Below are 22,998 nucleotides of genomic sequence, written 5' to 3'. Positions count from 1 at the left end.
GAGATGCCGATGTTCCTGTCCCGCACCCCCGTCCTGCCCACCCCGGAGCAGGCCCTGCGCGGCCGCCCGGAGCCGGAGTTCGCCGTCCCCGAGCGCCACACGGTGCTCGGCAACCCGCTGCTCGGCCCGTACCCGGAGGGGCTGGAGGTCGCCGACTTCGGACTCGGCTGTTTCTGGGGCGCCGAGCGGAAGTTCTGGCAGACCGAGGGCGTCTGGACGACGCTCGTCGGCTACCAGGGCGGCTACACGCCGAACCCGACGTACGAGGAGGTCTGCTCGGGCCTCACCGGGCACACCGAGGTCGTCCGGGTCGTCTTCGACCCGGCGAAGGTGTCGTACGAGACCCTGCTCAAGGTCTTCTGGGAGTCCCACGACCCGACGCAGGGCTTCCGGCAGGGCAACGACGTGGGCACCCAGTACCGCTCCGCCGCCTACACCCACTCGCCCGCCCAGGCCGAGGCGGCCGAGGCGTCCCGCGCCGCCTACCAGAAGGTCCTGACGGCCTCCGGATACGGCGAGATCACCACCACGGTCCTCCCCGCCGCCGACCGCGTCTTCTACCCGGCCGAGGCCTACCACCAGCAGTACCTCGACAAGAACCCGGCCGGCTACTGCGGCATCGGCGGCACCGGCGTCTCCTGCCCGATCGGGGTCGCGAAGGCCGAGTAGGCGGCGCGCAGGCTCCGGGAACGCCGAAGGGCCGGTCCCCCCACGGCGGGGGGACCGGCCCTTCGTTCGCGAAGAGGGGCCCTCAGGCGGTGTAGGGCTTGGCGCTGAGGATCTTGACCATGGCCTTCTTGCCGTTCGGCAGCTCGTACTCGGCGTCGTCGCCGGCCTTCTTGCCGTTGACGCCGATGCCGAGCGGGGACTGCGGCGAGTAGGTGTCGATCTTGTCGCTCGCGTACTCGCGGGAGGCGAGCAGGAAGGTCATCGTGTCGGACTCGTCGCCGTCGAAGGCGATCGTGACGACCATGCCGGGCTCGACGACGCCGTCGTCCGCCGGGGCCTCGCCGACCTTCGCGTTCTGCAGCAACTGGGTCAGCTGGCGGACCCGGAGCTCCTGCTTGCCCTGCTCTTCCTTGGCCGCGTGGTACCCGCCGTTCTCGCGCAGGTCGCCCTCCTCGCGCGCGGCGGCGATCTTCGCGGCGATCTCGGTACGCGCGGGACCAGACAGGTACTCAAGCTCGTCCTTGAGCTTGTTGTACGCCTCCTGGGTGAGCCAGGTGACGTTGTCGCTGGTCTGGGTCACAGGTGCTCCTCGTAGGTACTGGGAATACAAAGCATCGCCCTACGCGGGGAGCGGGTGCTTCCCGGGTGGGCGAAACCACGAGCCTAACAATGTGTGGCGGAAAGCGGGAGGACATAAACCATCGGGATGGCGTCGCTCCAGGTCACCGCGGTGGCCCGCCGGGGCCCGTCCCGGTGTCCCTACCCACCGCTACCGCGCCGTACACCCCAGCAGCTCGGCGCTGGTGGCGCGGGCGGTGGTGCGGAGCGAGTAGACGCGGTCGACCCGGCCGGCCGGCTCGTCGACGACGACGTCCTTGCGGGCCACCTCGGCACCGTCCTCGGAGCGGGAGCGGAGGGTGCACACGCCCTCGACGCCCTCGTCCTTGCGGACCTCCAGGTGCACCTGGACCTCGGAGTCGCTCACCACGTCGAACTTGATCATCTCGGCGCTGATCTGGTTGGCGCCGACGTAGTGCCAGCCGAACCAGCCGATCATGGCGAGGAAGAGGGTCCCGAGGACCGCTCCGGCGACCTTCAGCTTCCGGTCGGCCCGCTCGTCCGCCGAGCGCCCGTAGCGCCCCTCGGGCGGCTGCTCTCGCACGGCGCTCATGGTTCGGTCCTCTCGGGGCGGGGGTGGCGGAATTTTCGTCCCCCCGATTCCGTCACTATAGAGACCACGCTCCGCGTCGAATCACTGAGGATCGAGTCTTGACTGAGCAGCTGCGACTGATGGCCGTTCACGCCCACCCCGACGACGAGTCGAGCAAGGGTGCGGCGACCATGGCCAAGTACGTGTCCGAGGGGGTGGACGTCCTGGTGGTGACGTGCACGGGCGGCGAGCGGGGCTCGGTCCTGAACCCCAAGCTCCAGGGCGACCCCTCCATCGAGGAGAACATCCACGAGGTCCGCCGCAAGGAGATGGACGAGGCCCGGGAGATCCTGGGCGTGCAGCAGGAGTGGCTCGGTTTCGTCGACTCCGGGCTGCCGGAGGGCGACCCGCTGCCCCCGCTCCCCGAGGGCTGCTTCGCCCTGGAGGACGTGGACCACGCGGCCGGCGAGCTGGTGCGCAAGATCCGCTCCTTCCGTCCGCAGGTCGTCACGACCTACGACGAGAACGGCGGGTACCCGCACCCCGACCACATCATGACCCACAAGATCACGATGGTGGCCTTCGACGGCGCGGCGGACGCCGAGAAGTTCCCCGAGGCCGAGTACGGCCCGGTCTTCACGCCGCAGAAGCTCTACTACAACCAGGGCTTCAACCGCCCGCGCACCGAGGCCCTGCACAACGCCCTCCTCGACCGGGGCCTGGAGTCCCCGTACGGCGACTGGCTGGCGCGGTGGAGCGAGTTCGAGCGCAAGGAGCGGACGCTCACCACCTTCGTCCCGTGCGCCGACTTCTTCGAGACCCGCGACCGGGCGCTGATCGCCCACGCCACCCAGATCGACCCCGAGGGCGGCTGGTTCCGCGTCCCGATGGAGATCCAGAAGGAGGTCTGGCCGACGGAGGAGTACGAGCTCAGCAAGTCGCTGGTGCCGACCTCCCTCCCCGAGGAAGATCTCTTCGCGGGCATCCGCGACAATGCCTGACATGAGCGCACACCTCGCACTGACGCAGCTGGTCCCCTTCGCCGCCGAAGAGCTGGACAAGAACAAGGTGACCCCCGGCGTCCTCGGGTTCGTCGTCTTCGCGGTCCTGGCCCTCGCCGTCTGGGCGCTGATGAAGTCGATGAACCGCCACATGCACAAGATCAGCTTCGAGGAGGCCCCGGAGACGGCCGAGGCCGCCCCGGGCGGCGGCAAGGCCGCACCCGCCGCGAAGTAGCGGAGCACCCGCTCCCGCAGGAGCACCCGCTCCCGCACTCCCGTACACGTATCCGCACCGCGTCCCTCGCGGTGCGGATACGCGTGCTTCCGGACGCGGAGGCCCGTCACCGAGAGCGACGTGACAGGGTGTGGCCGCGGGCATGCGGATCGCGTGCCCCGTGACGCAGACTCGTCAGGACCGCCGCAGGACCCGCGCCGACACGTGAGGGTGGAAGAACTGATGCCGGAAGACACCGCCACCGCCGGCACAGGACGGTCCGACGGCCGTCTGCTGGCCGTCTCCGACCTGCACATCGCCTACCGGGAGAACCGCGCCATCCTGGAGGAGCGGGTCCTCCCCACCTCCCCCGACGACTGGCTGGTGGTCGCGGGCGACGTCGGCGAGACCGTCTCCGACGTCGAAGGCGCCCTCAAGCTGCTGCGCGACCGCTTCGCCCAGGTGATCTGGGTGCCCGGCAACCACGAGCTGTGGACCCCCGGGGACGACCCCGTGCAGCTGCGCGGCGAGGAGCGCTACCGCCACCTCGTGGAGATCTGCCGGGGGCTCGGCGTGCTCACCCCCGAGGACCCGTACCCGGTGTGGACCGGCGCCGGCGGCCCGGTGGTCGTGGCGCCGCTGTTCCTCCTCTACGACTACTCGTTCCGGGCCGAGGGCCTCACCCAGGAGCAGGCGCTGGCCGCCGCGTACGAGTCGGGCGTGGTCTGCTCCGACGAGTTCCTGCTCCACCCCGAGCCGTACCCGTCCCGCGACGCCTGGTGCCGGGCGCGGGTCGCCGAGACCCGGGCCCGGCTCGACGCCGTCGACCCGGCCCTGCCGACCGTCCTCGTCAACCACTTCCCGCTGGTACGGGAGGACACCGCGCTGCTCCACTACCAGGAGTTCGCCCAGTGGTGCGGCACCACGCTCACCGCCGACTGGCACACCCGCTACCGCGCCGCGGCCGTCGTCTACGGGCACCTGCACATCCCGCGCACCACCTTCCACGACGGCGTCCGCTTCGAGGAGGTCTCCATCGGCTACCCGAGGGAGCACCGCAAGCGCGGACTGCCCCGAGGAGTGCTGCGGGACGTCCTGCGGGTGCGCGGGGAGGAGCGGTGATCGGGGCCGTCCTGCCGCCGGAGGCGTCCTGGGCGACGCTCGACCGCGACCCGGGGCCCGACGTGCTGTTCCCCGCCGAGGCGGCGCTCGTCGCGGACTCCGTCGCGTCCCGGCGGGCGGAGTTCGCCGCCGGCCGGCACTGCGCCCGGCTGGCCCTGGCGCGCCTCGGCGTCCCGCCCGTCGCGATACCGGCCGGGCCGCGCGGCGAACCCCGCTGGCCGGACGGGATCGTCGGCAGCCTCACCCACTGCGCCGGCTTACGGGCCGCCGCCGTCGCCCGCCGCACGGACCTCCGCTCCGTCGGCATCGACGCCGAACCCCACGCCCCGCTCCCGGACGGCGTACGCGACGCCATCGCGCTCCCCGAGGAGGCCGCCCACCTCCGCGACCTGCGGCGCGAGCGGCCCGACGTCCACTGGGACCGGCTGCTGTTCAGCGCCAAGGAGTCCGTCTACAAGGCGTGGTTCCCGCTGGCCGGCCGCATGCTCGGCTTCGACGAGGCCCACCTCGCCTTCGCCCCGGACGGCAGCTTCACCGCCCGGCTGCTCGTCCCCGGCCCGCACGTCGACGGCCGCACCCTGACCGGCTTCACCGGCCGCTGGTCGGTCGCCCCCCAGCACGTCGTGACCTCCGTCCACGTCCCGGCCCCCCCGAACGCCCCCGCGACGGGCGAGACGAGGGAAACCCCCGGCTGACCCCCCTCACGGCCGGTGGCTCGAAGCGGCGAGCGAGGGGAAGCCCCTGCCGTACCGGGCGAGCGGGCTGCCCTCGCCGCAGAAGAAGGGGAGCCGGCGCACGGCAGGGGCGCCGTACCCGTCGCCCCTGCCGTGCCGAGCGGCTCCACGACGTCAGTCGGAAGCCGTCTTCTCCGTGGAGGGAGCTCCCACCTGCCAGTCGACGGGCGGCGGAGTGCCGTTGAGGAGCCAGTCCCCGATGGCCCGCTGCTTGAATATCGACGGGTTGTGGCTGGCGACGGTCCTCGAATTGCGCCAGTGCCGGTCGAGAGCGCGGCCGGTACTCGTCGCCGAGGCGCCCAGCGCGTTGAACAGCAGGGTCGCCGAGCGCGGCACCAACTCGGAGAGCATCACCTGTGCCTGCTCGGAGCGGATCTCCGCCACGAGGTTCGCCTCGCGGTCCTGTTCCGAGTCCCGCCCGGCGAGGCCCGTCTCCGAGGCCCGCTGCAACGCCTCCGCCACTCCGCGGGTCAGAGCCCGCGCTGTGTAGGCGATGGAGGATATCTCCCCCACGACCGATTGGATGTTCGGGTCGTCCTTGGCGAGGAGGGCGGTGCTGTGCGAGTAGTTGCGCTGGCGGTTCCGCACCGCCTCCACGATGTCCCGCTCGACGGCGACCGCGATGCCTGCCTGCACGACGAGCAGGATCCACTGGTAGAGCGGCGTCTGATAGCGAATGCGGTCCTCGAAGGGGGAGACGTCGCGAGGGTCGACACGCGCCTCGTCGAAGAACAACGTGCCCGTGCCCGTGGTGCGTTGGCCGAATCCGTCCCAGTCGTCATGGACCGTGACGCCCGATTGGTGCATCGAGACGAATCCGGCCACGCTCCGGCCCTCGTGGAGTCCTGAGACATCCGCCCAATCGGCGAAGATGGAGCCGGTGGTGTAGTGCTTCTTGCCGGAGACCGTCATCTCACCGTCGTGCAGGGTGAAGAGCGTGTTCTTCTGCCCCATCCCGATAGGGCCCGCCTCGGCCCAGGCGTTGCCCACCACCTGCCCGTCGAGGAGTCGGGGCAGCCACCGCTTGCGGTAGTCCTCGTCGGGCCGGTGTACGACGTCCTCCACGAAGGCGATGTGGCCCCGGAGGATCTGCGGGATGTTGGAATCGGCCGCCGCCAGCTCGATGAGCACGTCTCCCCACTCGGGAATCGCGAGCCCGTCACCGCCCCATTCCTTCGGTATGCGCAGCCGGCTGAAACCCGCGTCGGCCACGGCGCGCACCTGATCGCGCGGCAGCTCTCGGTCACGGTCACGCGCGACCGCGCCCTCGGCCACGTCCTTCGCCACCGCCAGCACGTTCGCTTCGGCCGATGCGGGGGATGAGAGGTCGGATGTCATCTACTTGGCGTCCTTCCCGGGCTTCCGCACCACCTGCAACGTCGAGTTGCCGAAGGCCTCCGTGTCGGTGTCGACGCGTGCGAACTCCTCGAAGCCCGCGGCGGTCAACTCGGAGAGCAGGGATTCCGGGGAACGCTCGGAGTAGTGCAGCACCTCGAGGTCGATGGGCTTGCGCTCGCCGTCGATCTCGACGTAGCGGGTGATCGTGCGCCCCGGCACCAGCTCGGCGGCGATGGCGTCGTAGTCCTTGATGGTGTGGAAGCCGCGACCCCACTCCGAGGCGCAGTGGTCGACGATGAAGTGGCCACCGGGGCGCAGCACGTCGAAGACACGGGCGATGTGACGCGCCCGGTCCTCCGCCCGGTCGAGCATGTGCAGCGCACCCATGTTGAGGGCCAGGTCGAAGGACTCCGCCGCCACGTCGCGCAGGAAGATGATGTCCTTCTCGACGAACCCGTCGGCGGGCAGCCCCTTCTCCCGCGCACGCCGACGCGCATTCTCCAGGGCACTGTGCGACACGTCGAAGGAAGTCACGCTGCGACCTATTCGGCTGCTCAGCAGAAAGAGGCTGTCGCGCCCTTCCCCGGTGCCCAGGTCCACGATGTCACCCTCGAATATCTCCGGGTGCCGTGCCAGGATCTCGCGCAGGCTCGCGTTCTCGGAGGCTCCCTCCCAGGATTCCGCGCCGTGTTCGTAGACCTTTGCGTAGCGGTCTTCGTACCCGAAGTAGTAGCCCTTCTCCGCGACGTACTTCCGCATGGCGGAGACGATCGGGTAGTCGGGTGCGATGGTGCGCTGCCGGGGAACCACGGCGCTTTCGCTGGTGCACTCCGTATGCGGTTGCACGGCCGTCAGCAGGAGCTTGTCGCCCGCCGCGATGCTGATCTTCTCGCCGACGCCGATGACCGTCACGCCTTCGCGCAACTCCTCCTCGGAGTAACCGCCCTCGGGCAGACAGTAGAAGCCGATCCTGCCCTGGGTGACCGTCAACGACGCGGGCTCCGGATATTCGAGCTGCACGACGTCGTTCACGTCCATGGTGACAGTGATTTTCTCAGTCATGGTTCATTTCCCCGTCCGTGCGTGGATGTGAGAACTGAGGAGCTCGCTGGGCTTGCTGCCGCGGAGATGGGCATCGGCCGCATCCCGGGTCCAATGGAAGATGCTCTGCTGCACTTTGCTGCCGCCGATGCTCAACTGCTGCCGCTCCAGGGCGAGGCGCATGACCCGTGCGGAGGTCGCGTAGTCCTGCTGTGCGAAGGCCGCGATGCCCTCGAAGAGCGGCCGGCACACCGAGTGGAAGAACTCCGGCGACTCCCGAGTGCGGCAGGAAGCCACGATCCTGTCGAAGAGCCGGTACTCCTCGGCCTTCGCGAACGCCATCGCGGCGTGCAGATCGTTGAAGACGTAGTTCGGGTCCGCCGCGTAGGCACCCCAGGCGTCCGCGAGCGTCAGCCAGTGGGGCGCCAGCAGCTCGGAGAACTCCTCTCCTCCCAGCATTTCCAGCCGCCACAGCAGTGCGACCGCGTCGAGGTCTTCCTGGGCTCCCGCCCTCGACTTGCGGCGCACCTCCAGCTGGTAGCAGCGCAGAGCCTCGTCGAGTTCACCCTCGCCGAGCAGGCCGATGGCGAAGTGCCACCACATGTGGATGCGCATCGGCTCTGCCGCTCCCCACCCGTTGGGGTGGTGGGAGATGGATTCCCTCGCCGCCGGGTGGTCGTGCAGTCTCTGCAGCACGTGCACCTTGGCGTGCAGGGCGTAGACGTCGTCGGGATTGATGCTCATCGCACGTTCGGCGGAGGAGATCGCGTCGGAGTACTCCCCGCACTCCTCCAGTGCGAAGGCGAGGAGGCCGTCACTGAGGCCGGCGGCGCGGCGGGTCATCGTGGAGCGCAACTCGACGAGGCTGCGGCCCGTCTCCAGCATTCCCTCGTTGTCACCGAGGGAGAAATCGGCCATGTGCGCGAGGAAGCCGGTGAGCAGTGCATGCTCCCCACGGGAGTTCTGCAGGCTGCTCGCCAGCATCTCGCGAGCACTCGGTAAGTCCCCGCGCGCCCAGCTCAACACCGCTTCGCGAGTGGTGCGGAACTCGGGGTCGAGGGAGTGTGGGGGGATCGCTTCGAGAGTGTCGACCGCCTCACGGCATCGTGCTGCCTCCATGGTGGTGACGCCTTCGGCGGCAGCCACGAGGCCGTGGTGCGGGTCGGTGTCTCGAAGGGTGAGAGGGTCGAGGCGGAGGGCGACTAGATCTTCAACGATGCTTTCCATGTTCGGCACCCCTGGAACGAGTACGACATAACGATGACAAGCAGGAACGGCGCGATCCACACCAGTGGTTGCGCCGCACCGAAGACGAGGAAGACGACGGCGAGGACGGGAATCGCCGTGGCATTGCCGAGGGCGACCGCATGGCCGGTGACGGCGGAGTCGTAGTGGGTGGCGGTGTACTCCCGCAGCGCGATGCGCAGCGCGCCGAAGCCGGTCCCGAGCGCGAAGGTGGAGAGCGCCATCGCGACCACGGTGGCTCCACCCGTGGGCAGCGCCCACAGCACCCCGCCGAGTACGGCGCAGGCGATCACCAGCTTCGTGAGTGTGGCGGAGGAGAGCCGCGCGCGGGCCGACAGCACACCCGCGACGATGACGCCGATGCCCAGGGAGGCGTCGACGACGGCGACCGCGACGAGGCCGGCGCCGCGGTCGCTGACCTGGAGCGGCAGCATCAGGTTGAACGCGCCGAGGACGGGCCAGACGAGCGCGAACGTGGCGATCAGACGCAGGGGAGCCCGAGGCTTCTCCGGGGGGCCCGCCTCGGCCTGGTCCCGCGTGTCGGCGACCACGGCGGCACCCGCTCCCGGCCAGCTGAGCGCCGCGACGAGCGCGAAGCCGGCCGTCAGCGCCTGCACGATGCCGCGGGTGCCCACCACTCCGATGATCGCGGGGGCCAGCAGCGGCCCGATCATCAGAGCCGCCTGATTGGCCGACATGGTGACGGAGCTGGCCCACGACACGTCCTGCCGCCGCTTCTCCTCGTTGAACCAGCTTTCCCAGCTCGCCTCCAGGGAAAAGAATCCGATCCACATGAAGAGGTTCGCCACGACGAGCGCGGTGGGGTTCTCCACGAGAAAACTGACCACGAACGAGACCGCGGCCACATAGAGCAGCGACAGCACGGAGAGGCGCTGTCCCGAGATCGTGATACGGCGGAGTACGAGCGGTACCGCCAGCGCCGGCAGGTACGACAGCAGTGTCGAAACGACCAGCCGCCAGTAGCCCCCGCCCTCCGCTGTCGCGATCTGCCAGTTGATCACGACGAGGAAGGTGCCGGCGAAGAGCCGGTAAGCGGTCGAGACGACGGTGTAGCGGATCATGGATGTCGGCAAGACTCTCCCCAGGGCCTCAATCTCGGATCAACCGAAGATCTCGCCGGAGAGCGTGTCCGCGATCTTGACGGGCATCATGGTGCGCTCGGTGAAGATTTCGTCCCACACGATTTCGACGACGCCGTCCCGGGTGGTCCAGTCCGCGACGGGCTTCGCGATGTCGCCGGGCTTCTTGGACACGTGGACGGAGACCACGCTCTCGGGAAGCTCCTCCGGGATCCTCACCGAGGTGATCTCGCCCGGCTGTGCCTTCAGGAAGGCCACGGCGCTGCTGCGGGTGGGTTCGCTCCGCACCAGAGGGAAGGGATCGATCCCCAGGTAGGAAGCCACGTGCAGGGTGTAGGGGTTGTACCCGTAGGCACGCTCCACCTGGTCCATGATGCCGTCACCGCCGGGACGAGCCGCCGCCTCGATGAGCCACGGAGCGCCCTTGCCGTCGAACTTGACCTCGACGTGCGCGATCCCGCGATCGATCCCCAGGGCCTCGCACGCCTTCTCCGCCAAGGTCGTCAACGCCTTGTCGCCGGCCCGGTGACTGGGCACGAGGTGTCCCACCTCGGCGAACATGGGAGGCTCCGAAAGGTACTTCTCGGTCACCGTGAGCGCCGTACGCCGATCACCGTGGCAGAGCACCTCGACGGAGACCTCCTCCTGGGAGTCCACGTACTGCTCGACCAGGTAGTGGGTGCCTTCGATGGGGAAGTCGTCGCGGTAGTGCTCGATGTGTTCCACCGAGGCCGCGAACGCGGCGATCGCCTCGGCGCGCGTGTGGGCGAGGCTGACCCCGCCGCTGCCGCTGAAGTCGGCGGGCTTGAGTACGACCGGGTACCCGATCTCCTCGGCCGCCGCGAGCATCTCCTTCTCGGAGGTGACGGCGATGGAGCGTGGAGTCGGCAGATCCGCCGCCTCGAAACGCGCCTTCATCGCGTACTTGTCGCGTGTGACATGTGCCGAATCGGCGGAGAGTCCGGGCAGTCCGTATTCCTTCGCCACGGCACTCGCTGTGGGTACACCCCAGTCGTTGATCGGTACGACTGCCGCCAGTTCCCAGCCGCGCTGTTTCCATTCGGAAACCGCCGCGAGCACGGAATCGGCATAACCGTCGTCCGCCTCGATCACTCGGTCGAAGAAGCGCTGCGGGGAACGCCGCGGATCGAGTGCCGTCGCCCACACAGGCAGGGAACTCGCATCCTTGGCGCCCGAGAACGAGCGCTCGCGCAGGAATAGACGCGTACCGATCCCTAAGAGGAGGACATACGGTTTTGATGTAACCATGCGGTCACGATAAGTCGGGCTGCAGCGGGTGTCAATTGGCGACCTGGTTGGCTGGTCCCTTTCGGTAATTCTGCGCCGCATCAGGGCTGTTGGCGTGTCGCGCGTGGACATGGATGAGTCAGGTGGGGGAGCGGGAGCCGCTGCAGATGCTCGGGCCGCCGACCGGTCGACGTCAAGGTCGCCCTCCGGTGCGGAGCGCCCGTTCGGAGGATCCCGCTCCGCCGGCCGCGCTGCCCTCCCCCTCCGCCCGGTCGTACGGCGTGAGGCCAACGATCCAGAGGTGAGGGGGAGTTGGCTGAATCCCGTGCGCTTGTGATCTGCATCACATTAGGAACAACCTTCCTCGTGCAGCCCTGTGATGAGTGATCTCATGCCGGTGGTGAGCACGCCGCTCGGGGTGGAGCCCGGGCGGCAGAGAGCCGCATTCCCGCAAGAGCCGACTCCACGGCGATTACTGCGACGGCAAAGCGCGTCGACGTGGGCCGCCCACGTCAGTCCATGACCTGTTCCATGACCTCACGTGCGACCAGCTCAAGACTCCCGAATTCTCCTGCGACGGACAGCGGGAGCGCCGGCCGTGCCGCACGCCGAAACTCTTCTTCAGCTCGGCCGCGCCCGTTTCGGCTGCGGCGCGCCGAGGGTGCCAGAAAACCCATCACCATCGAGCGATGAAAGGCACTTATATGTCACGCGAACGCCTCGAGAAGCTTGCCGCCGAAGGTATGGAGCGGCTCTTCGAGAAGGTTCCGAAGGCACGTGAATTCCACGCCGCCGAGTGGTCGGACCCGGACTACTACCGGCGTCACCTCGTCGAGACCGTCCTCCGCATTCGCCTCAACAACGAGGTGGACGCGTACGGTCTCTACAAGGTGGGCTACAAGGACCACCGGCTTGCCGCAACGCTCGCGAGGTACCTCTCCGAAGAGAACAACCACGAGGGGATGTTCCTGCGCGACCTGAAGGAGTTCGGTCTCAGCAAGGACGACGTGGACGCGATGCGTCCCCTGCCGTCGACCGAATACCTCATCGGGTACATGTACTTCTCCATCAACCAGGAAGGGCCGCTCCCGACCACGGTCTGGAACTGGTTCGTCGAGTGGTACTCGGACCGCTACAACCCGGCCATCACCAAGCACGCGGCCGAGGTCTACGGCCTGGAGAAGGTCAAGGGCTCCCAGGCCCACATCGACTACGACGAGTCCCACGACCACGACGAGTTGATGTGGGGCACGGTGGACCGCGCCATCAAGGGCTGGGGTTCCCTCGAGGACGCGGAACGGCACCTGACCAACTTCATCGACCTGATCGCGCTCTACTTCACCGAGCTCTACGAAACCACGGCCGGCCGCAAGGCCTGAGCCTCCGCGAAGCCCTGGACCGCCCGCGGCGCGCGCACACCCGCGTCACGCCATGCCGACCCGTAAGGATTCGTAGTGCCCGACAGGACCGTCCTGATACTCGAACCGGAGTCATCCGGCGTCGACCTCATCCCGGCTGCGCTCGCGCTCGGATTCGGTGTCCACATCGGTGATCGTCGGGCCGTCCACGAGCTGCCCACCGCGATACGGGAGGCCGTCGCCGCGGGTACGGCGGCCCACCACCAGGTGGACACGCGGTCGGCGGGGGCGGTGGCCGACATGGCCGCCGCCCTGGCGCGGCGCACCGAAGTCGCCGCGGTGGTCCCCGGTTTCGAGTACTCCATACCCACCGCGTCCGCTGTGGCGCAGCGCCTCGGCCTGCCGGGCATCACCCCTCGCTCGGCCGAACTGCTGCGGGACAAGAGAAGGATGAAACAGGCGCTCGCGGGCCGTGGCGTGAAGGTGGCCGGCGGCGTCCCGATCGCCGTCGAACGGGCCGACGACTCCCTGCTCAAGGACGTGGTCCGCAGGGTGGGGTTCCCCGCGGTCGTCAAGCCCGTCAACGGCAGCGGCAGCCTCCGCGTACGCCGTGTCGAGGACTTCGCGGAGCTGTGCGACCAGGTGGAGCTGTCCCGCCGCGAACCCCTCGACGACCTGGGCCTCAGCATCGGTGGCCGGCTCCTCGTGGAGTCGTACGTGACGGGTCCCGAAGTGAGCGTCGAGGGGTACGTCGCGGACGGAACCGTTCGTGTCGTGGCCGTGACCGAGAAGCAACTCGGCCCCGAACCGCACTTCGTCGAGATCGGGCACATCGTGGACGCCGGGCTCGAACCGGAGACACGGGCCGAGGTGGAGCGGATCACCCGGGCCGCCGTCCAGGCCCTCGGCCTGCACGTCGGGGCCTTCCACCTGGAGGCACGGCTGACCTCGTCGGGACCCGTGGTGATCGAGGTGGCCGCCCGTCTGGGCGGTGACCGGATTCCGGAGCTGGTCGCGGCCTCGTCCGGATTCGACCTGCCGCGCGCGATGATCCAGGCCCTGGCCGGGCTGCCCGTGACACCACCGGACGCGGGCGGACGGCCACGGGTCGCGGGAGTGCGCTTCTTCACCGTTCCGCACCCGGCCGTTCTCGGAGACCCGGATCGGCTCGTCCGCCGGATCTCCGCCGTCCCCGGGTGCCGGGCCGCCTCGGTCGGCCCTGAGGCGGGAGCCGCCCTGCGGCCGGCCACCGACTTCCGCGACCGCTTCGGGCACGCCGTCCTCGTCGCCGACGACCGGCGGACGCTGGACGCCGCGCTCGCCCAGGTGGACACACACGTCGAGCAGGCCGTGCGGGCAGACGCGGGCGAGGCCGCGTCGGCCCGGGTGGACGCCCTGGCGGGGAAGGCGACGGGAGGGACCACGGCATGCGTCTTCTGATCCTCAACCGGCACAGCGACAGCTTCGCGGAGTACGACCGGTACATCGACCACCAGGAGCACGAGGTCTCCTACGTGACGGTCCCGGAACACGTGCCCATGGTCCAGGGGGTCGGCCGTCACCTGGAGGTGCTGCCCTCGCTCGGCGACGAGCAGCAGGTGCTCCGGGCCGCCGAGCGGTGCCACCGGGAAGCCGGCCCCTTCGACGTCGTGTTCGCCCAGTCCGAGTTCGACCTGCTGACCGCCGCCGCCGTCCGCGAGCGGCTGGGCGTGCCCGGTCCCGGGGTGCGGGCCACCCGGCTGTTCCGGGACAAGCCCCGCATGAAGGAGGCCGTCGCCGAGGCCGGGCTGAGGGTTCCGCGGTTCACCACCGTCACGTCGGTCGCGCAGGTCGTGGAGTTCGCCCGTACCTGCGGGGGAGCGGTGGTGGCCAAACCGCGCGCCGGCGCGGCTTCCGGCGGAGTCGTCGTGATCGAGCCCGGCACCGACCCCGCCGTGACGCTCGCCGGTCTCGACCTGACCGAGTACGAGGCCGAGGAGCACGTCTCCGGGCCGATCTGGCACGTCGACGGCCTGCGCCACCAGGGCCGCACCTGCTTCCGGCTCAGCTCCCAGTACGTCGGCACCTGCTACGGGTTCGCGCAGGGCGAGCCCCTCGCCTCCGTGGTGCGCCTCGACGAGCAGGCCGACCTCGTCGGCGAGTTCGCCGACCGGTGCCTGGACGCGCTGGACCTGCGCGACGGGCCGTTCCACCTGGAGGTCATCGAGAGTGCCGACGGGCCCGTCTTCCTCGAAGTCGGAGCGCGCGTCGGTGGCGGTGAAATACCGTTCGTCCTGCACGACGTCTACGGGGTGGACCTCGTGGGCGACTGGCTCCGCGTCGTCACGGGGCAGCCGCCGCGGACGCTGCCCCAGGGCGCCCCACGTGAGCACGCGGGATTCCTCATGCTGCCCGAACCGGCGGGCCGGACCCTGGTCTCGCGGCAGAGCCCGCTGGAAGGAGTGGAGTACCTGTACGCCGAGGTGCTGCCCGAGCCGGGCCATCGCTTCGACGGCTCCGGTGGCTACGAGGAGCTCCTCGGGCGGTTCCGCTACCGCGCGCCGTCCGCGAAGCACCTCACCGACGCGGTCACCGAGACGCTGCGGACCTACCGCTACGTGCTGACGGAGGAGGGGCGATGAGCCGTGTCGTCTTCTTGATACAGAACCCGGCCGATGTCATGCCCGCCGAGATGGCGCTGTTCATGGGCGAGGACCCGCCGTACGACCCGGGGCGCGCCGCCGCGGAGTCGGCCGCGCTGAAGGAGGTCCTGGTCAGCCGCGGAGCCGAGTGCCTGAGTGTCCGTCAGCTCCTGACGGAGGCCCCCCGGGAGGCGCTCGTCGCCCTCGCCACCGCCGCGGTCGGCACCGACGAGCCGGATCGCTGGCCCGGCATCCGGGCGGCATTCGACAGCTGGAGCGGCAACGACCTGGCGGACATCGTGATCCGCCGGCCGCACCTGCGCACCCACGCCGATCCCGAGCTGGCCGAGATCAGCCCCGACGCCGCCTACGAGTCCTACGAGATCCGCCCCCTGTTCGGCCTGATGTTCCCCCGCGACCACTACGTCGATCTCGGGGAGTCGGTGGCGCTCGGCCGGCTGCGCCGGCAGGACCGGGCGCGGGAGACCGCGGTCGTCAGGACGGTCCTCGAACAGCTCCGGGGCAGGCCGGCCGAGCTCACGACCGAGGAGGGCCACTGGCTGGAGGGCGGGGACGCCGCGGTCTCGCAGCGCGTGGCCGTGCTCGGCGGGGGATTCCGGAGCAGCCCGGAAGCGATGGACCTGCTCCGCGGGGAGCTGTCGTCCGGGGGGAGGGCCGTCGTCAGCGTGCGGGACGGACGCAGGCGCCCCGAGGAGTTCCACCTCGACCACTGGCTGGCCCTCGGCCCCGACGTCGCCCTCGTGGCCGAAGACCGGCTCGACGACGTCGACGTGTCGGCCGTCGTTCATCGGAGCCCGGACGAATCCGGCACCGCCGCGACGACCCTCCGCGAGGCCCTGCACGCGACGGGCGTCGACGTCATCCCCCTGTCGGCCGCGCAGCAGCTCCTCTTCGCCGCCAACAGCTTCTTCCTCCCCGACGGGCGGACCGTCCTCACCTCGACGGCCGCGCACAAGGAACTGGCGCCGCTGCTGGAGCCGCGCGGGATCGAGGTGGTGAGCGTGCCCTTCGACAACCACCACAAGCTCTTCGGAAGCGTCCACTGCGCACTCAACACCGTCACTGTTCCGGAAAGGGAGAGCGAGACCTCATGACGAAGGCACCGGAGACGGTTCCTCCCAGCACACGAACAGAGCGCGTACGGGGGCAGCTCGCCCTCGCGGGCAGCGTCGTGGGGATCGGTTCGGCCTTCATCTTCGTACGTCTGAGCGAGGTGGACCCCACCGCGACGCTCATGCTGCGCATGCTGGCCGCGTCGATGATGATCGGGGCGGTTCTCGCACCGCGGAGCGCCACCGTGCGCGTGCGGGACATACGCGGCCGGGACATGGGACTGCTCGTGCTGGCCAGCATCGTCTCCGGGCTCGACCTGCTGGCCAACCAGTGGGCGGTCAGCTACACCTCGGTGGCCAACACCGCGTTCCTGATGAACGCTTCGCCCGTCTTCGTGCTGCTCTTCGCCTGGCTGGTGTACCGCGAGCGCGTCGCCGTGCTGAAGCTGGTGGCGGTGGGCATCGCCGTGGTCGGCGGCACGCTCGTCGTGGCGGGCGGGGGGGACCGGGCGCCGAGCAGCCTGCACGCCTTCGGCGACGGACTCGCCCTGACGTCCGCGGCGCTGTACGCCGTGTTCCTCCTCATGACCAAACGCCTGCGGGAGCGCATCCCCACGTCCGTCATCATGCTCACGAACTCGCTGGTGATCATGGTGATGCTGGCCCCCGTGGCGTTCCTGACGAGCGACCCCCTGCTGCCGAAGAGTGCCGCGGGCTACGCCCTGGTCTTCGGCTACGCGCTCGTCAGCCAACTGCTCGGACACGGCCTGATGACCTATGCCCTGCGCACCGTGGACCCCGCCCTCGCGTCGATGTCCGGGCTGCTGCGTCCCGTCGTGGCCGCCGTCCTTGCGTGGCTGATCCTCGGCGAGGGAATGGGGCCGCTCCAGTTCCTGGGTGGCGCCGTCATGCTGTTCGCGCTCTACTGCTTCCAGCGCGCGGACTCGGGCGGCGCCGCCCCCGCCTCCGCCACCAGAGACAAGGAGCAGCAGCTCAGCCCCGCGGACGACGTGTGAGTCCGTCGGGGCGTACCGCCCTGCCCCACGGTCCGGATGGTGCGACGATGCCAGCATGCACCGACTCGCGAACGCGATGTCGCCGTACCTGCTCCAGCACGCCTCCAATCCGGTGGATCGGTGGCCATGGGGAGAGGATGCGATGAATGAAGCCGAGCGGCGGGACGTGCCCATCCTCTTGAGTGTGGGCTATGCGTCCTGCCACTCATGCTTCCGGTAATCCACTGGTGCCACCGTCGCCTGGTCCAAGAGCAGCTGAAGGCTTCCTCGGAGTGGGCCCCCGAGCACGACGTCACCATCCGCCAGCACCTGGAGGGCGGTTCATTCGCTGCCGAGAAGCGGGGTCGGTCGCACACGACCGACCCGACGGCGACCCAGTGATCATCACCGCACGCAAGGCCGCTCCCGCGGACGGGTCGACTTCCGCGATGCGGGGTCGATGGCTACTGTGAACGGCGACGATCGCGACGGGAACCAGGAAGCCGGTGGGAATCCGGCACGGTCCCGCCACTGTGACCGGGGAGCGGACCCCACGGACGACCACGGCCGGAAGGCTGGAAGGTCGGGGTGAGTGATGATCCGGGAGTCAGGACACTGACCTGTCGCGGACACCATCCACGGGGCGTGGACCCCAGGAGGCGTGCATGCGGTCTGCGGCGGCGACAGGTGCGGCAGGCTCGTTCGGGTGCTCGGCGTGCGCTGGTCGCGGCCCCGTGGGGCGCGGCCGTGGTGCGTCACGGTCCCGGGTGCCGTTCCCCTGGCGGCCCGTTCCCCGGACGTGAGAGGAACGCGCATGCCTGCTGTGTCTTCCGGGGAGACACCCCCCGGACCCCCCGCCGCTGTGCCGGTCCCGGACGTTTCGCGTCGCCGGCTGCTGGGAGGCGCGCTGGCCGCGGCCGCGCTGCCTTTCCTGGGCACCGCTTGCGGGCGTGCCGAGCCGACGAGCACCGGCAAGAACCTGACCGTCACCGATCTGACCGGCCGCACCGTCGAACTGCCGCGCCCCGCCCGCCGGGTGGTGACCATCCCGCTGCCCGCCGCGTCCATGATGGTCGCCGTGAACGGCGGACCCGGGGTACTGGCCGGGATGAACGCGGCGTCGCGCACCGCGATCAAGGGCAGCTTCCTGGGCGAGGCGTACCCCGAGCTGCTCAAGGTGCCCACGGATGTGGCGGGGGCCGAGTTCGCGCCCAATGTGGAGAGCGTCCTCGCCCTTGAGCCGGATGTGGTGATCCAGTGGGGCGACCGGGGCGCGGGCATCGTCGAACCTCTGCGGAACGCGGGCCTGAAGGTCGCCGGGCTCACCTACGGGACGCAGAAGGACCTGGAAGGCGCCGTCACGCTGTACGGGCGGCTGCTCGGCAAGGAGGACCGTGCCGAGCGGATCGTCTCCGGAATGCGCCGGCGGCTGAAGCAGCTGCCCGCCGGAAGTCCCGCCGGAACCGGAGAGCCGCCGTCCGTGCTGTACCTGCGTGGCGCCGCCGACGGACTGAGGGTCGGCGGCGGAGCCTCGTACAACCACTACGTCACCGAACTCGTCGGGGGCCGCAATCCCGCCGCCGTCGTCAAGGAGGAACAGGCCACCATCGACGTCGAGCAGTTGCTGAAGTGGGATCCCGACATCGTTCTGCTCGGCAACTTCGGCCCGGCCCAGCCGAAGGACATGTACGACGACCCGGCGCTCGCGAGCCTGCGCGCGGTGCGGGAACGCCGTGTCTACAAGGTGCCGCTGGGCGGCTACCGGTGGGATCCGCCGAGCCAGGAGTCACCGCTGATGTGGCAGTGGCTCGCCGCTCTGGTGCGGGGCACCAAGGCGCCGGGCCTGCGGGCCGAGGTCGTACGCGAGTACAAGTTCCTCTACGGTGCGGAGCCCACCGACGCCCAGCTGGACACCGTCCTCCAGGTCCGCGCCAACTCCGGCTCCCGGGACTATGACGACTTCGGCCGCTGAGCGCGGGGCGGACCCGGGCACGGATGCGCGCGCGGCCGGCCCGGGCGCCGCACCCACCGCCGGGCCGGGCCGGGCACGGCAGCGTTCCGCACTCGTCGGGCTGCCGGTCGCGGTGTTGCTCGTCGCTGTCGCCGCGCTCGGGACGGGCCGCTACACGGTCGGCTTCGAGGACGTCGTACGGATCCTCCTCGGGCAGGTGCTGCCGATCGAGCGGACCTGGTCGGACACCGAGGAGGCCGCCGTGCTCCAGGTACGGCTGCCGCGCGTACTGCTCGCCCTGCTGGTCGGCGCCGGGCTCGCGGTCTGCGGGGCGACGCTCCAGGCGGTCTTCGGCAACCCGATCGTCAGCCCGCAGATCCTGGGCGTCTCCTCCGGGGCGTCCTTCGGCGGAGCACTCGCGATCGTGCTCGGTCTCGGCTCGGCGGCGCTGGTGCTCGGCTCGTTCGGCTTCGGACTGCTCGCCCTCTTCGCGGTGTTCGCGACCAGCCGGGTGCGCGGGCCCGCGCCGCCGCTGACGATCGTGCTGTCCGGCATCGTCGTCGGAGCGTTCTTCTCGGCGCTGGTCTCCCTGCTGACGTATCTCGCCGACCCGTACGGCGAGCTCCAGTCCATCGTGTTCTGGCTCCTCGGCAGCCTGGCCACGGCCACCTACGGCAAGGTCGCCGTGGCAGCGGTGCCGGTCCTGGTGGGCGGGGCGCTGATCTGCGCGCTGCGCTGGCGGATCAACGTCCTGTCGCTCGGGGACGAGGACGCCAAGACCCTGGGGCTCCGGCCCGGACGGCTGCGCTGGCTGCTGCTCACGGCGGTGGCCGCGGTGGTCGCCGGAGCGGTCGCGGTGAGCGGGGTCATCGGCTGGGTAGGGCTCGTGGTGCCGCACCTGGCGCGGCTGTGGGTCGGCCCCGACCACCGGGTGCTGATCCCGGTGAGCCTCGGCCTGGGCGCCGCGTACCTCACCGTCATCGACACCGTGACCCGCAGCCTCGGAGTGGCCGAGATCCCGCTGGGCGTGCTGACCGCGCTCGTCGGGGCGCCGGTGTTCCTCCTCCTGCTGAACCGCAGCCGCCGCCGGATGTGGTCCGATGCTTGAGCTCGACGGCCTCGGCTTCACCCACGACCCCGGGCGCTGGCTCTTCCGCGGCGTCGCGCACCGGCTCGCCCCCGGCGAGATCCTCACCGTGCTCGGGCCCAACGGCCGCGGCAAGACGACCCTGCTGCGCTGCCTCGCCGGCCTCGCCACGCCCACCGAGGGGCGGGTACGGGCCGACGGCGCGGTCGCGTACGTCCCGCAGAGCCACCGCTCCACCTTCGCCTACACGGCGCTGGACATGGTGCTGATGGGCCGGGCGCGGCACCTCCGCCCCCTGGCGACCCCCGGCCGCAGGGACCACGAGCTGGCCCTCGCCGCCCTGGAACGGGTCGGCCTCACCCACCTCGCCGGCCGCGACTACCCGACCCTCAGCGGAGGTGAACGCCAACTGGTGCTCATCGCCCGGGCGATCGCCGCCCAGGGGCCCGTGCTCGTCCTCGACGAGCCCGCGTCCGCGCTGGACCTGCGCAACCAGGGCCGCGTCCTGCATCTGCTCCGCGGCCTCGCCGACGAGGGCCGCACGATCGTCCTGACCACGCACCACCCCGACCACGCGATGGAGATCGCCGACACCGCGATGCTCATGTTCGGCGGCGCCGACGTGCGCATCGGCCCGGCCGGGGAACTCCTCACCGAAAGGACCGTCGGCGACCTGTACGGCGTCCGCGCGCACACCCTCACCCTCGACGGCGACCGAGCCGAGGGCACGCCCCACCGAGTGATCGTCACCCGATACGAAGCGTCTCGCGACGACGACAACCAGGAGCCGTCCCCATGACGCCCACGCCCACCTCCACACCCGCGACCGGTATCGCCTGCACCGTGCGCCCCTGGGCGCAGTTCCCGCTTCGGCGTGCGCTGGCCGGCATCCGTACGGCGGGGTTCGACGCGGTCGCCCTCCCGGTGCACGGGGTCACCGAGGTGATCACCCCCGACAGCCCGGCCGCCCACGCCCTGGAGGTCGGCGCGCTGATCCGCGACCACGGCCTGCGGCTCGTCGTTCTCAGTCACGCCGCCGACCTGGACCGCGATGACGAGCGGGCGCTGGCCACGCTGCGCCGCCAGATCGACCACTGTGCCCGCCTTGAGGTGCCGACGCTGGTCGACATGGGCTGCCCCGAGCCCGTCCACGGCGACCGCTACCTACGGCTCATGGCGGCCGCCGCCCCGTATGCCGCCGCCCACGGGGTGACCATCGCCGTGAAGCCGCACGGCGGCCTGACGCGCAGCGCGGCGGACACCCTGGCTGTCGTGGAACGCGTCGGCCAGGACGCCTTCCGGGCCTGCTGGGATCCCGGCAACCTGGTCCACTACGGCGGTGAGCCCCCGGCCCGCGGCCTGGCCGAACTCGCCCCGTACATCGCGGCGGTCGGCGTACGCGACCACCCGGCCCGCGGCCGGAACCGGGCGGTGACCACCGGGGGGATGCCGCCCGCGATCACGCCCGGCGACGGCATCGTGGACTTCACCGGCCTCTACCGGACGCTGCGCGAACACGGCTTCGCCGGGCCCAGCGCCGTGGAGAGCGTCACCAGGCTCGGCACCGTCGAGGAGCTGGACTCCGAGGCGGACCGGGCCCGCCGCAACGTGCTGGACGCGATGGCCGGCCGCGTACCGGACCGCCCGCGACCGGAACCGGCCATCCCGGCACGGCGGTCCTGCTCCCTCGTGGCGCGCACCGCCGCCGAGGACCCGATCGGCACGGCCCGCCCCTTCGACCGCTTCCTCATGCTGGAACTCCCGCTGCCGTGGCCGCCCGGAATGGGCACCCCGGTATGGGAAACGGACCGGGTCCCCGCCGCTCTGCGCTCGGCCCTGCGCAGGGCCACCCGCCGCACCGAGGAACGCGGCCTGACGATGAAGACGTTCGCCGCGGCACCGGACCCGGAGTACTCGACGCCCGGCCTGCTCCGGATCATCCGCTTCGACCGCGCCCCGGGCCCGGCGGCGCCCCTCTCCCGTACCGAGCACCACGTCCCCACCGACCAGGCCCCGGCCCTGATCGACGCGCTGTTCGCCGCGCCCGACGCCGACGACACGGCGGCTTCCCTCGCCCCCTTCGCCGCGTACCGCGTCACGACCGCGCACCGCGACCTGGTCGTCTGCACCCACGCCTCGGTCGACGCGTGCTGCGGCACCCTCGGCTACCCGTTCTACGAACAGCTCCGCCGGGCCCACGGCAGCGGCGGGGCGGTACGGGTGTGGCGCATCAGCAGCTTCGGCGGCCACCGCTTCGCCCCCACCCTGGTCGACTTCCCGGAGGGCCGCGTCTGGGGCAACCTCACCCCGGACCGCATGGACCGCCTGGTCGAACGCACCGGCGACCCCGCCGACCTGATGGACCTCTACCGAGGCTGGGCCTGCCTGCCCGACCCCGGCGAACAGGTCCTGGAACGGGAGCTCTTCCGTACGTACGGATGGGAGTGGACGTCACACCACATGAGCATCCACCGGACCACGGACACCCTGTACCACCTCACGGCCCACAACCCGCGCACCGGCACCACCCACCACCACACGGCCGAACTCCACCACCTCGGCCCCCACCCGGTCCTCGTCGGCTGCGACCGCGTCGCGGGAGAGGTCCAGCGCTATACGGCGTCGCTCGTCACACGGTCCCAAGGCCGACCCTGACGGCGAATGGCGCGGTGGCCTTCACTGCGCCGGTGCACACCTCGCCGTCCCGGTCGGCCCTGTCGGCAGGGTCGAGAACGTAGGTGTAGACGATCGGGACCCCGGCGGCGGCCTGCTCGCCCCGCCGGTAGACGGCGGTTGGTGAGGGGAACGTCCTGCAGGCGGAGGTCGAAGTCCGCGTCCGCGTCCCAGTCGGGGCCCGCGGCGGCGTCCAGGGCATTGGCCAGGGTCCGCGCCAGCCGGTTGTGCCGGTCGGAGGTGCTCGGGCCCACGACGGCCATGCCGAGCCCCGGCAGGTCCGGCGCTGCTGCGCCCAGCCTGCTGCCGCCCACCACGTGATGGCGCACAAGCGGAATTCGGCCAAGCGGGGCGGGCTCGTCAGGGTTTCGCCGGTCG

General features: G+C 70.6%; 21 protein-coding genes, 2 pseudogenes and 1 riboswitch. Of the genes and pseudogenes, 15 read left to right on the top strand and 8 right to left on the bottom strand.

Annotated features, from left to right (window positions below; genetic code table 11):
• The first annotated feature begins 9 nt into the window (after nucleotides 1–9).
• Nucleotides 10–669: a peptide-methionine (S)-S-oxide reductase MsrA gene (gene msrA, locus HHL19_RS09240; protein WP_169087489.1), complete on the top strand. Its 660-nt coding sequence runs from the start codon at nucleotides 10–12 to the stop codon at nucleotides 667–669.
• Nucleotides 670–751: 82 nt separating this feature from the next.
• Here msrA and greA read toward each other — a convergent pair whose 3' ends face one another.
• A complete protein-coding gene (gene greA / locus HHL19_RS09235; RefSeq protein ID WP_169087486.1) occupies nucleotides 752–1,249 on the bottom strand; it encodes a transcription elongation factor GreA in 498 nt (165 codons plus the stop codon).
• Between the two features lie 189 nt (nucleotides 1,250–1,438).
• Nucleotides 1,439–1,840, bottom strand: coding sequence for a DUF4307 domain-containing protein (locus HHL19_RS09230; protein WP_169087484.1), 402 nt, complete (start codon nucleotides 1,838–1,840; stop codon nucleotides 1,439–1,441).
• Nucleotides 1,841–1,938: 98 nt separating this feature from the next.
• On the opposite strand from HHL19_RS09230, the gene mca reads away from it, so the two are divergent.
• From mca to HHL19_RS09210, 4 genes are all read left to right on the top strand, one after another.
• Nucleotides 1,939–2,820, top strand: a complete 882-nt coding sequence (gene mca / locus HHL19_RS09225) for a mycothiol conjugate amidase Mca (RefSeq protein ID WP_169087482.1) — start codon at nucleotides 1,939–1,941, stop codon at nucleotides 2,818–2,820.
• Nucleotides 2,813–3,055 carry a hypothetical protein gene (locus tag HHL19_RS09220; protein ID WP_206325350.1) on the top strand — a complete coding sequence of 81 codons (243 nt, stop codon included), beginning with the start codon at nucleotides 2,813–2,815 and terminating at the stop codon, nucleotides 3,053–3,055. Before mca ends, HHL19_RS09220 begins: the two co-directional genes overlap by 8 nt.
• 222 nt (nucleotides 3,056–3,277) lie before the next feature.
• Entirely contained in the window at nucleotides 3,278–4,156 is an 879-nt protein-coding gene (locus tag HHL19_RS09215) for a metallophosphoesterase (protein WP_169087478.1), read from the top strand.
• An 11-nt stretch (nucleotides 4,157–4,167) separates the two neighbouring features.
• Complete coding sequence (locus HHL19_RS09210) at nucleotides 4,168–4,851, top strand: 4'-phosphopantetheinyl transferase superfamily protein (RefSeq protein ID WP_206325401.1); 684 nt, start codon at nucleotides 4,168–4,170, stop codon at nucleotides 4,849–4,851.
• 153 nt (nucleotides 4,852–5,004) lie between these two features.
• On the opposite strand, the gene HHL19_RS09205 is transcribed toward HHL19_RS09210, so the two are convergent.
• The 5 genes from HHL19_RS09205 to HHL19_RS09185 are packed head-to-tail and all read right to left on the bottom strand — an operon-like array spanning nucleotide 5,005 to nucleotide 10,883.
• The gene (locus HHL19_RS09205; protein ID WP_169087474.1) at nucleotides 5,005–6,228 is read right to left on the bottom strand and encodes an acyl-CoA dehydrogenase family protein; all 1,224 of its coding nucleotides are present in this window, start codon (nucleotides 6,226–6,228) and stop codon (nucleotides 5,005–5,007) included.
• Nucleotides 6,229–7,266 (bottom strand): class I SAM-dependent methyltransferase, encoded by a 1,038-nt coding sequence (locus tag HHL19_RS09200; protein WP_240981482.1) that lies wholly within the window; start codon nucleotides 7,264–7,266, stop codon nucleotides 6,229–6,231.
• Nucleotides 7,267–7,293: 27 nt separating this feature from the next.
• Entirely contained in the window at nucleotides 7,294–8,496 is a 1,203-nt protein-coding gene (locus tag HHL19_RS09195; RefSeq protein WP_169087473.1) for a hypothetical protein, read from the bottom strand.
• Entirely contained in the window at nucleotides 8,472–9,596 is a 1,125-nt protein-coding gene (locus tag HHL19_RS09190) for an MFS transporter (protein WP_169087471.1), read from the bottom strand. Before HHL19_RS09190 ends, HHL19_RS09195 begins: the two co-directional genes overlap by 25 nt.
• Before the next feature lie 39 nt (nucleotides 9,597–9,635).
• Nucleotides 9,636–10,883, bottom strand: coding sequence for an ATP-grasp domain-containing protein (locus HHL19_RS09185; protein WP_169087469.1), 1,248 nt, complete (start codon nucleotides 10,881–10,883; stop codon nucleotides 9,636–9,638).
• A gap of 683 nt (nucleotides 10,884–11,566) precedes the next feature.
• On the opposite strand from HHL19_RS09185, the gene HHL19_RS09180 reads away from it, so the two are divergent.
• From HHL19_RS09180 to HHL19_RS09135, 10 genes and pseudogenes are all read left to right on the top strand, one after another.
• The gene (locus HHL19_RS09180) at nucleotides 11,567–12,241 is read left to right on the top strand and encodes an iron-containing redox enzyme family protein (RefSeq protein ID WP_169087467.1); all 675 of its coding nucleotides are present in this window, start codon (nucleotides 11,567–11,569) and stop codon (nucleotides 12,239–12,241) included.
• Nucleotides 12,242–12,316: 75 nt separating this feature from the next.
• Complete coding sequence (locus HHL19_RS09175) at nucleotides 12,317–13,660, top strand: ATP-grasp domain-containing protein (RefSeq protein WP_169087465.1); 1,344 nt, start codon at nucleotides 12,317–12,319, stop codon at nucleotides 13,658–13,660.
• Nucleotides 13,648–14,841, top strand: coding sequence for a biotin carboxylase (locus HHL19_RS09170; RefSeq protein ID WP_169087463.1), 1,194 nt, complete (start codon nucleotides 13,648–13,650; stop codon nucleotides 14,839–14,841). The genes HHL19_RS09175 and HHL19_RS09170 overlap by 13 nt, the downstream gene beginning before the upstream one ends.
• On the top strand, nucleotides 14,838–15,956 hold the full coding sequence (locus HHL19_RS09165) for an arginine deiminase family protein (protein WP_169087461.1): 1,119 nt from the start codon (nucleotides 14,838–14,840) through the stop codon (nucleotides 15,954–15,956). Before HHL19_RS09170 ends, HHL19_RS09165 begins: the two co-directional genes overlap by 4 nt.
• Nucleotides 15,953–16,930 carry a DMT family transporter gene (locus HHL19_RS09160; RefSeq protein ID WP_169087460.1) on the top strand — a complete coding sequence of 326 codons (978 nt, stop codon included), beginning with the start codon at nucleotides 15,953–15,955 and terminating at the stop codon, nucleotides 16,928–16,930. The genes HHL19_RS09165 and HHL19_RS09160 overlap by 4 nt, the downstream gene beginning before the upstream one ends.
• Before the next feature lie 55 nt (nucleotides 16,931–16,985).
• Nucleotides 16,986–17,132, top strand: a pseudogene (locus HHL19_RS09155) (DUF255 domain-containing protein); the annotation flags it as partial.
• A gap of 213 nt (nucleotides 17,133–17,345) precedes the next feature.
• A riboswitch (cobalamin riboswitch) is annotated at nucleotides 17,346–17,548 on the top strand.
• 175 nt (nucleotides 17,549–17,723) lie between these two features.
• A complete protein-coding gene (locus HHL19_RS09150; protein ID WP_169087456.1) occupies nucleotides 17,724–18,881 on the top strand; it encodes an ABC transporter substrate-binding protein in 1,158 nt (385 codons plus the stop codon).
• 115 nt (nucleotides 18,882–18,996) lie between these two features.
• On the top strand, nucleotides 18,997–19,968 hold the full coding sequence (locus tag HHL19_RS09145) for an iron ABC transporter permease (protein WP_240981481.1): 972 nt from the start codon (nucleotides 18,997–18,999) through the stop codon (nucleotides 19,966–19,968).
• Nucleotides 19,961–20,746 carry an ABC transporter ATP-binding protein gene (locus HHL19_RS09140; protein ID WP_169087452.1) on the top strand — a complete coding sequence of 262 codons (786 nt, stop codon included), beginning with the start codon at nucleotides 19,961–19,963 and terminating at the stop codon, nucleotides 20,744–20,746. The genes HHL19_RS09145 and HHL19_RS09140 overlap by 8 nt, the downstream gene beginning before the upstream one ends.
• On the top strand, nucleotides 20,743–22,602 hold the full coding sequence (locus HHL19_RS09135) for a TIM barrel protein (protein WP_169087450.1): 1,860 nt from the start codon (nucleotides 20,743–20,745) through the stop codon (nucleotides 22,600–22,602). Before HHL19_RS09140 ends, HHL19_RS09135 begins: the two co-directional genes overlap by 4 nt.
• On the opposite strand, the pseudogene HHL19_RS37140 reads toward HHL19_RS09135, so the two are convergent.
• Nucleotides 22,577–22,886: pseudogene (locus HHL19_RS37140) on the bottom strand (Uma2 family endonuclease); the annotation flags it as partial. The gene HHL19_RS09135 and the pseudogene HHL19_RS37140 sit on opposite strands and share 26 nt — an antisense overlap.
• Between the last annotated feature and the right edge of the window lie 112 nt (nucleotides 22,887–22,998).

It is taken from the genome of Streptomyces sp. R302 (assembly GCF_012927245.1).
GTDB lineage: Bacteria > Actinomycetota > Actinomycetes > Streptomycetales > Streptomycetaceae > Streptomyces.
The sequence above is the reverse complement of the archived record's forward strand: the minus strand, read 5'-3'. Positions and strand labels throughout refer to the sequence as shown.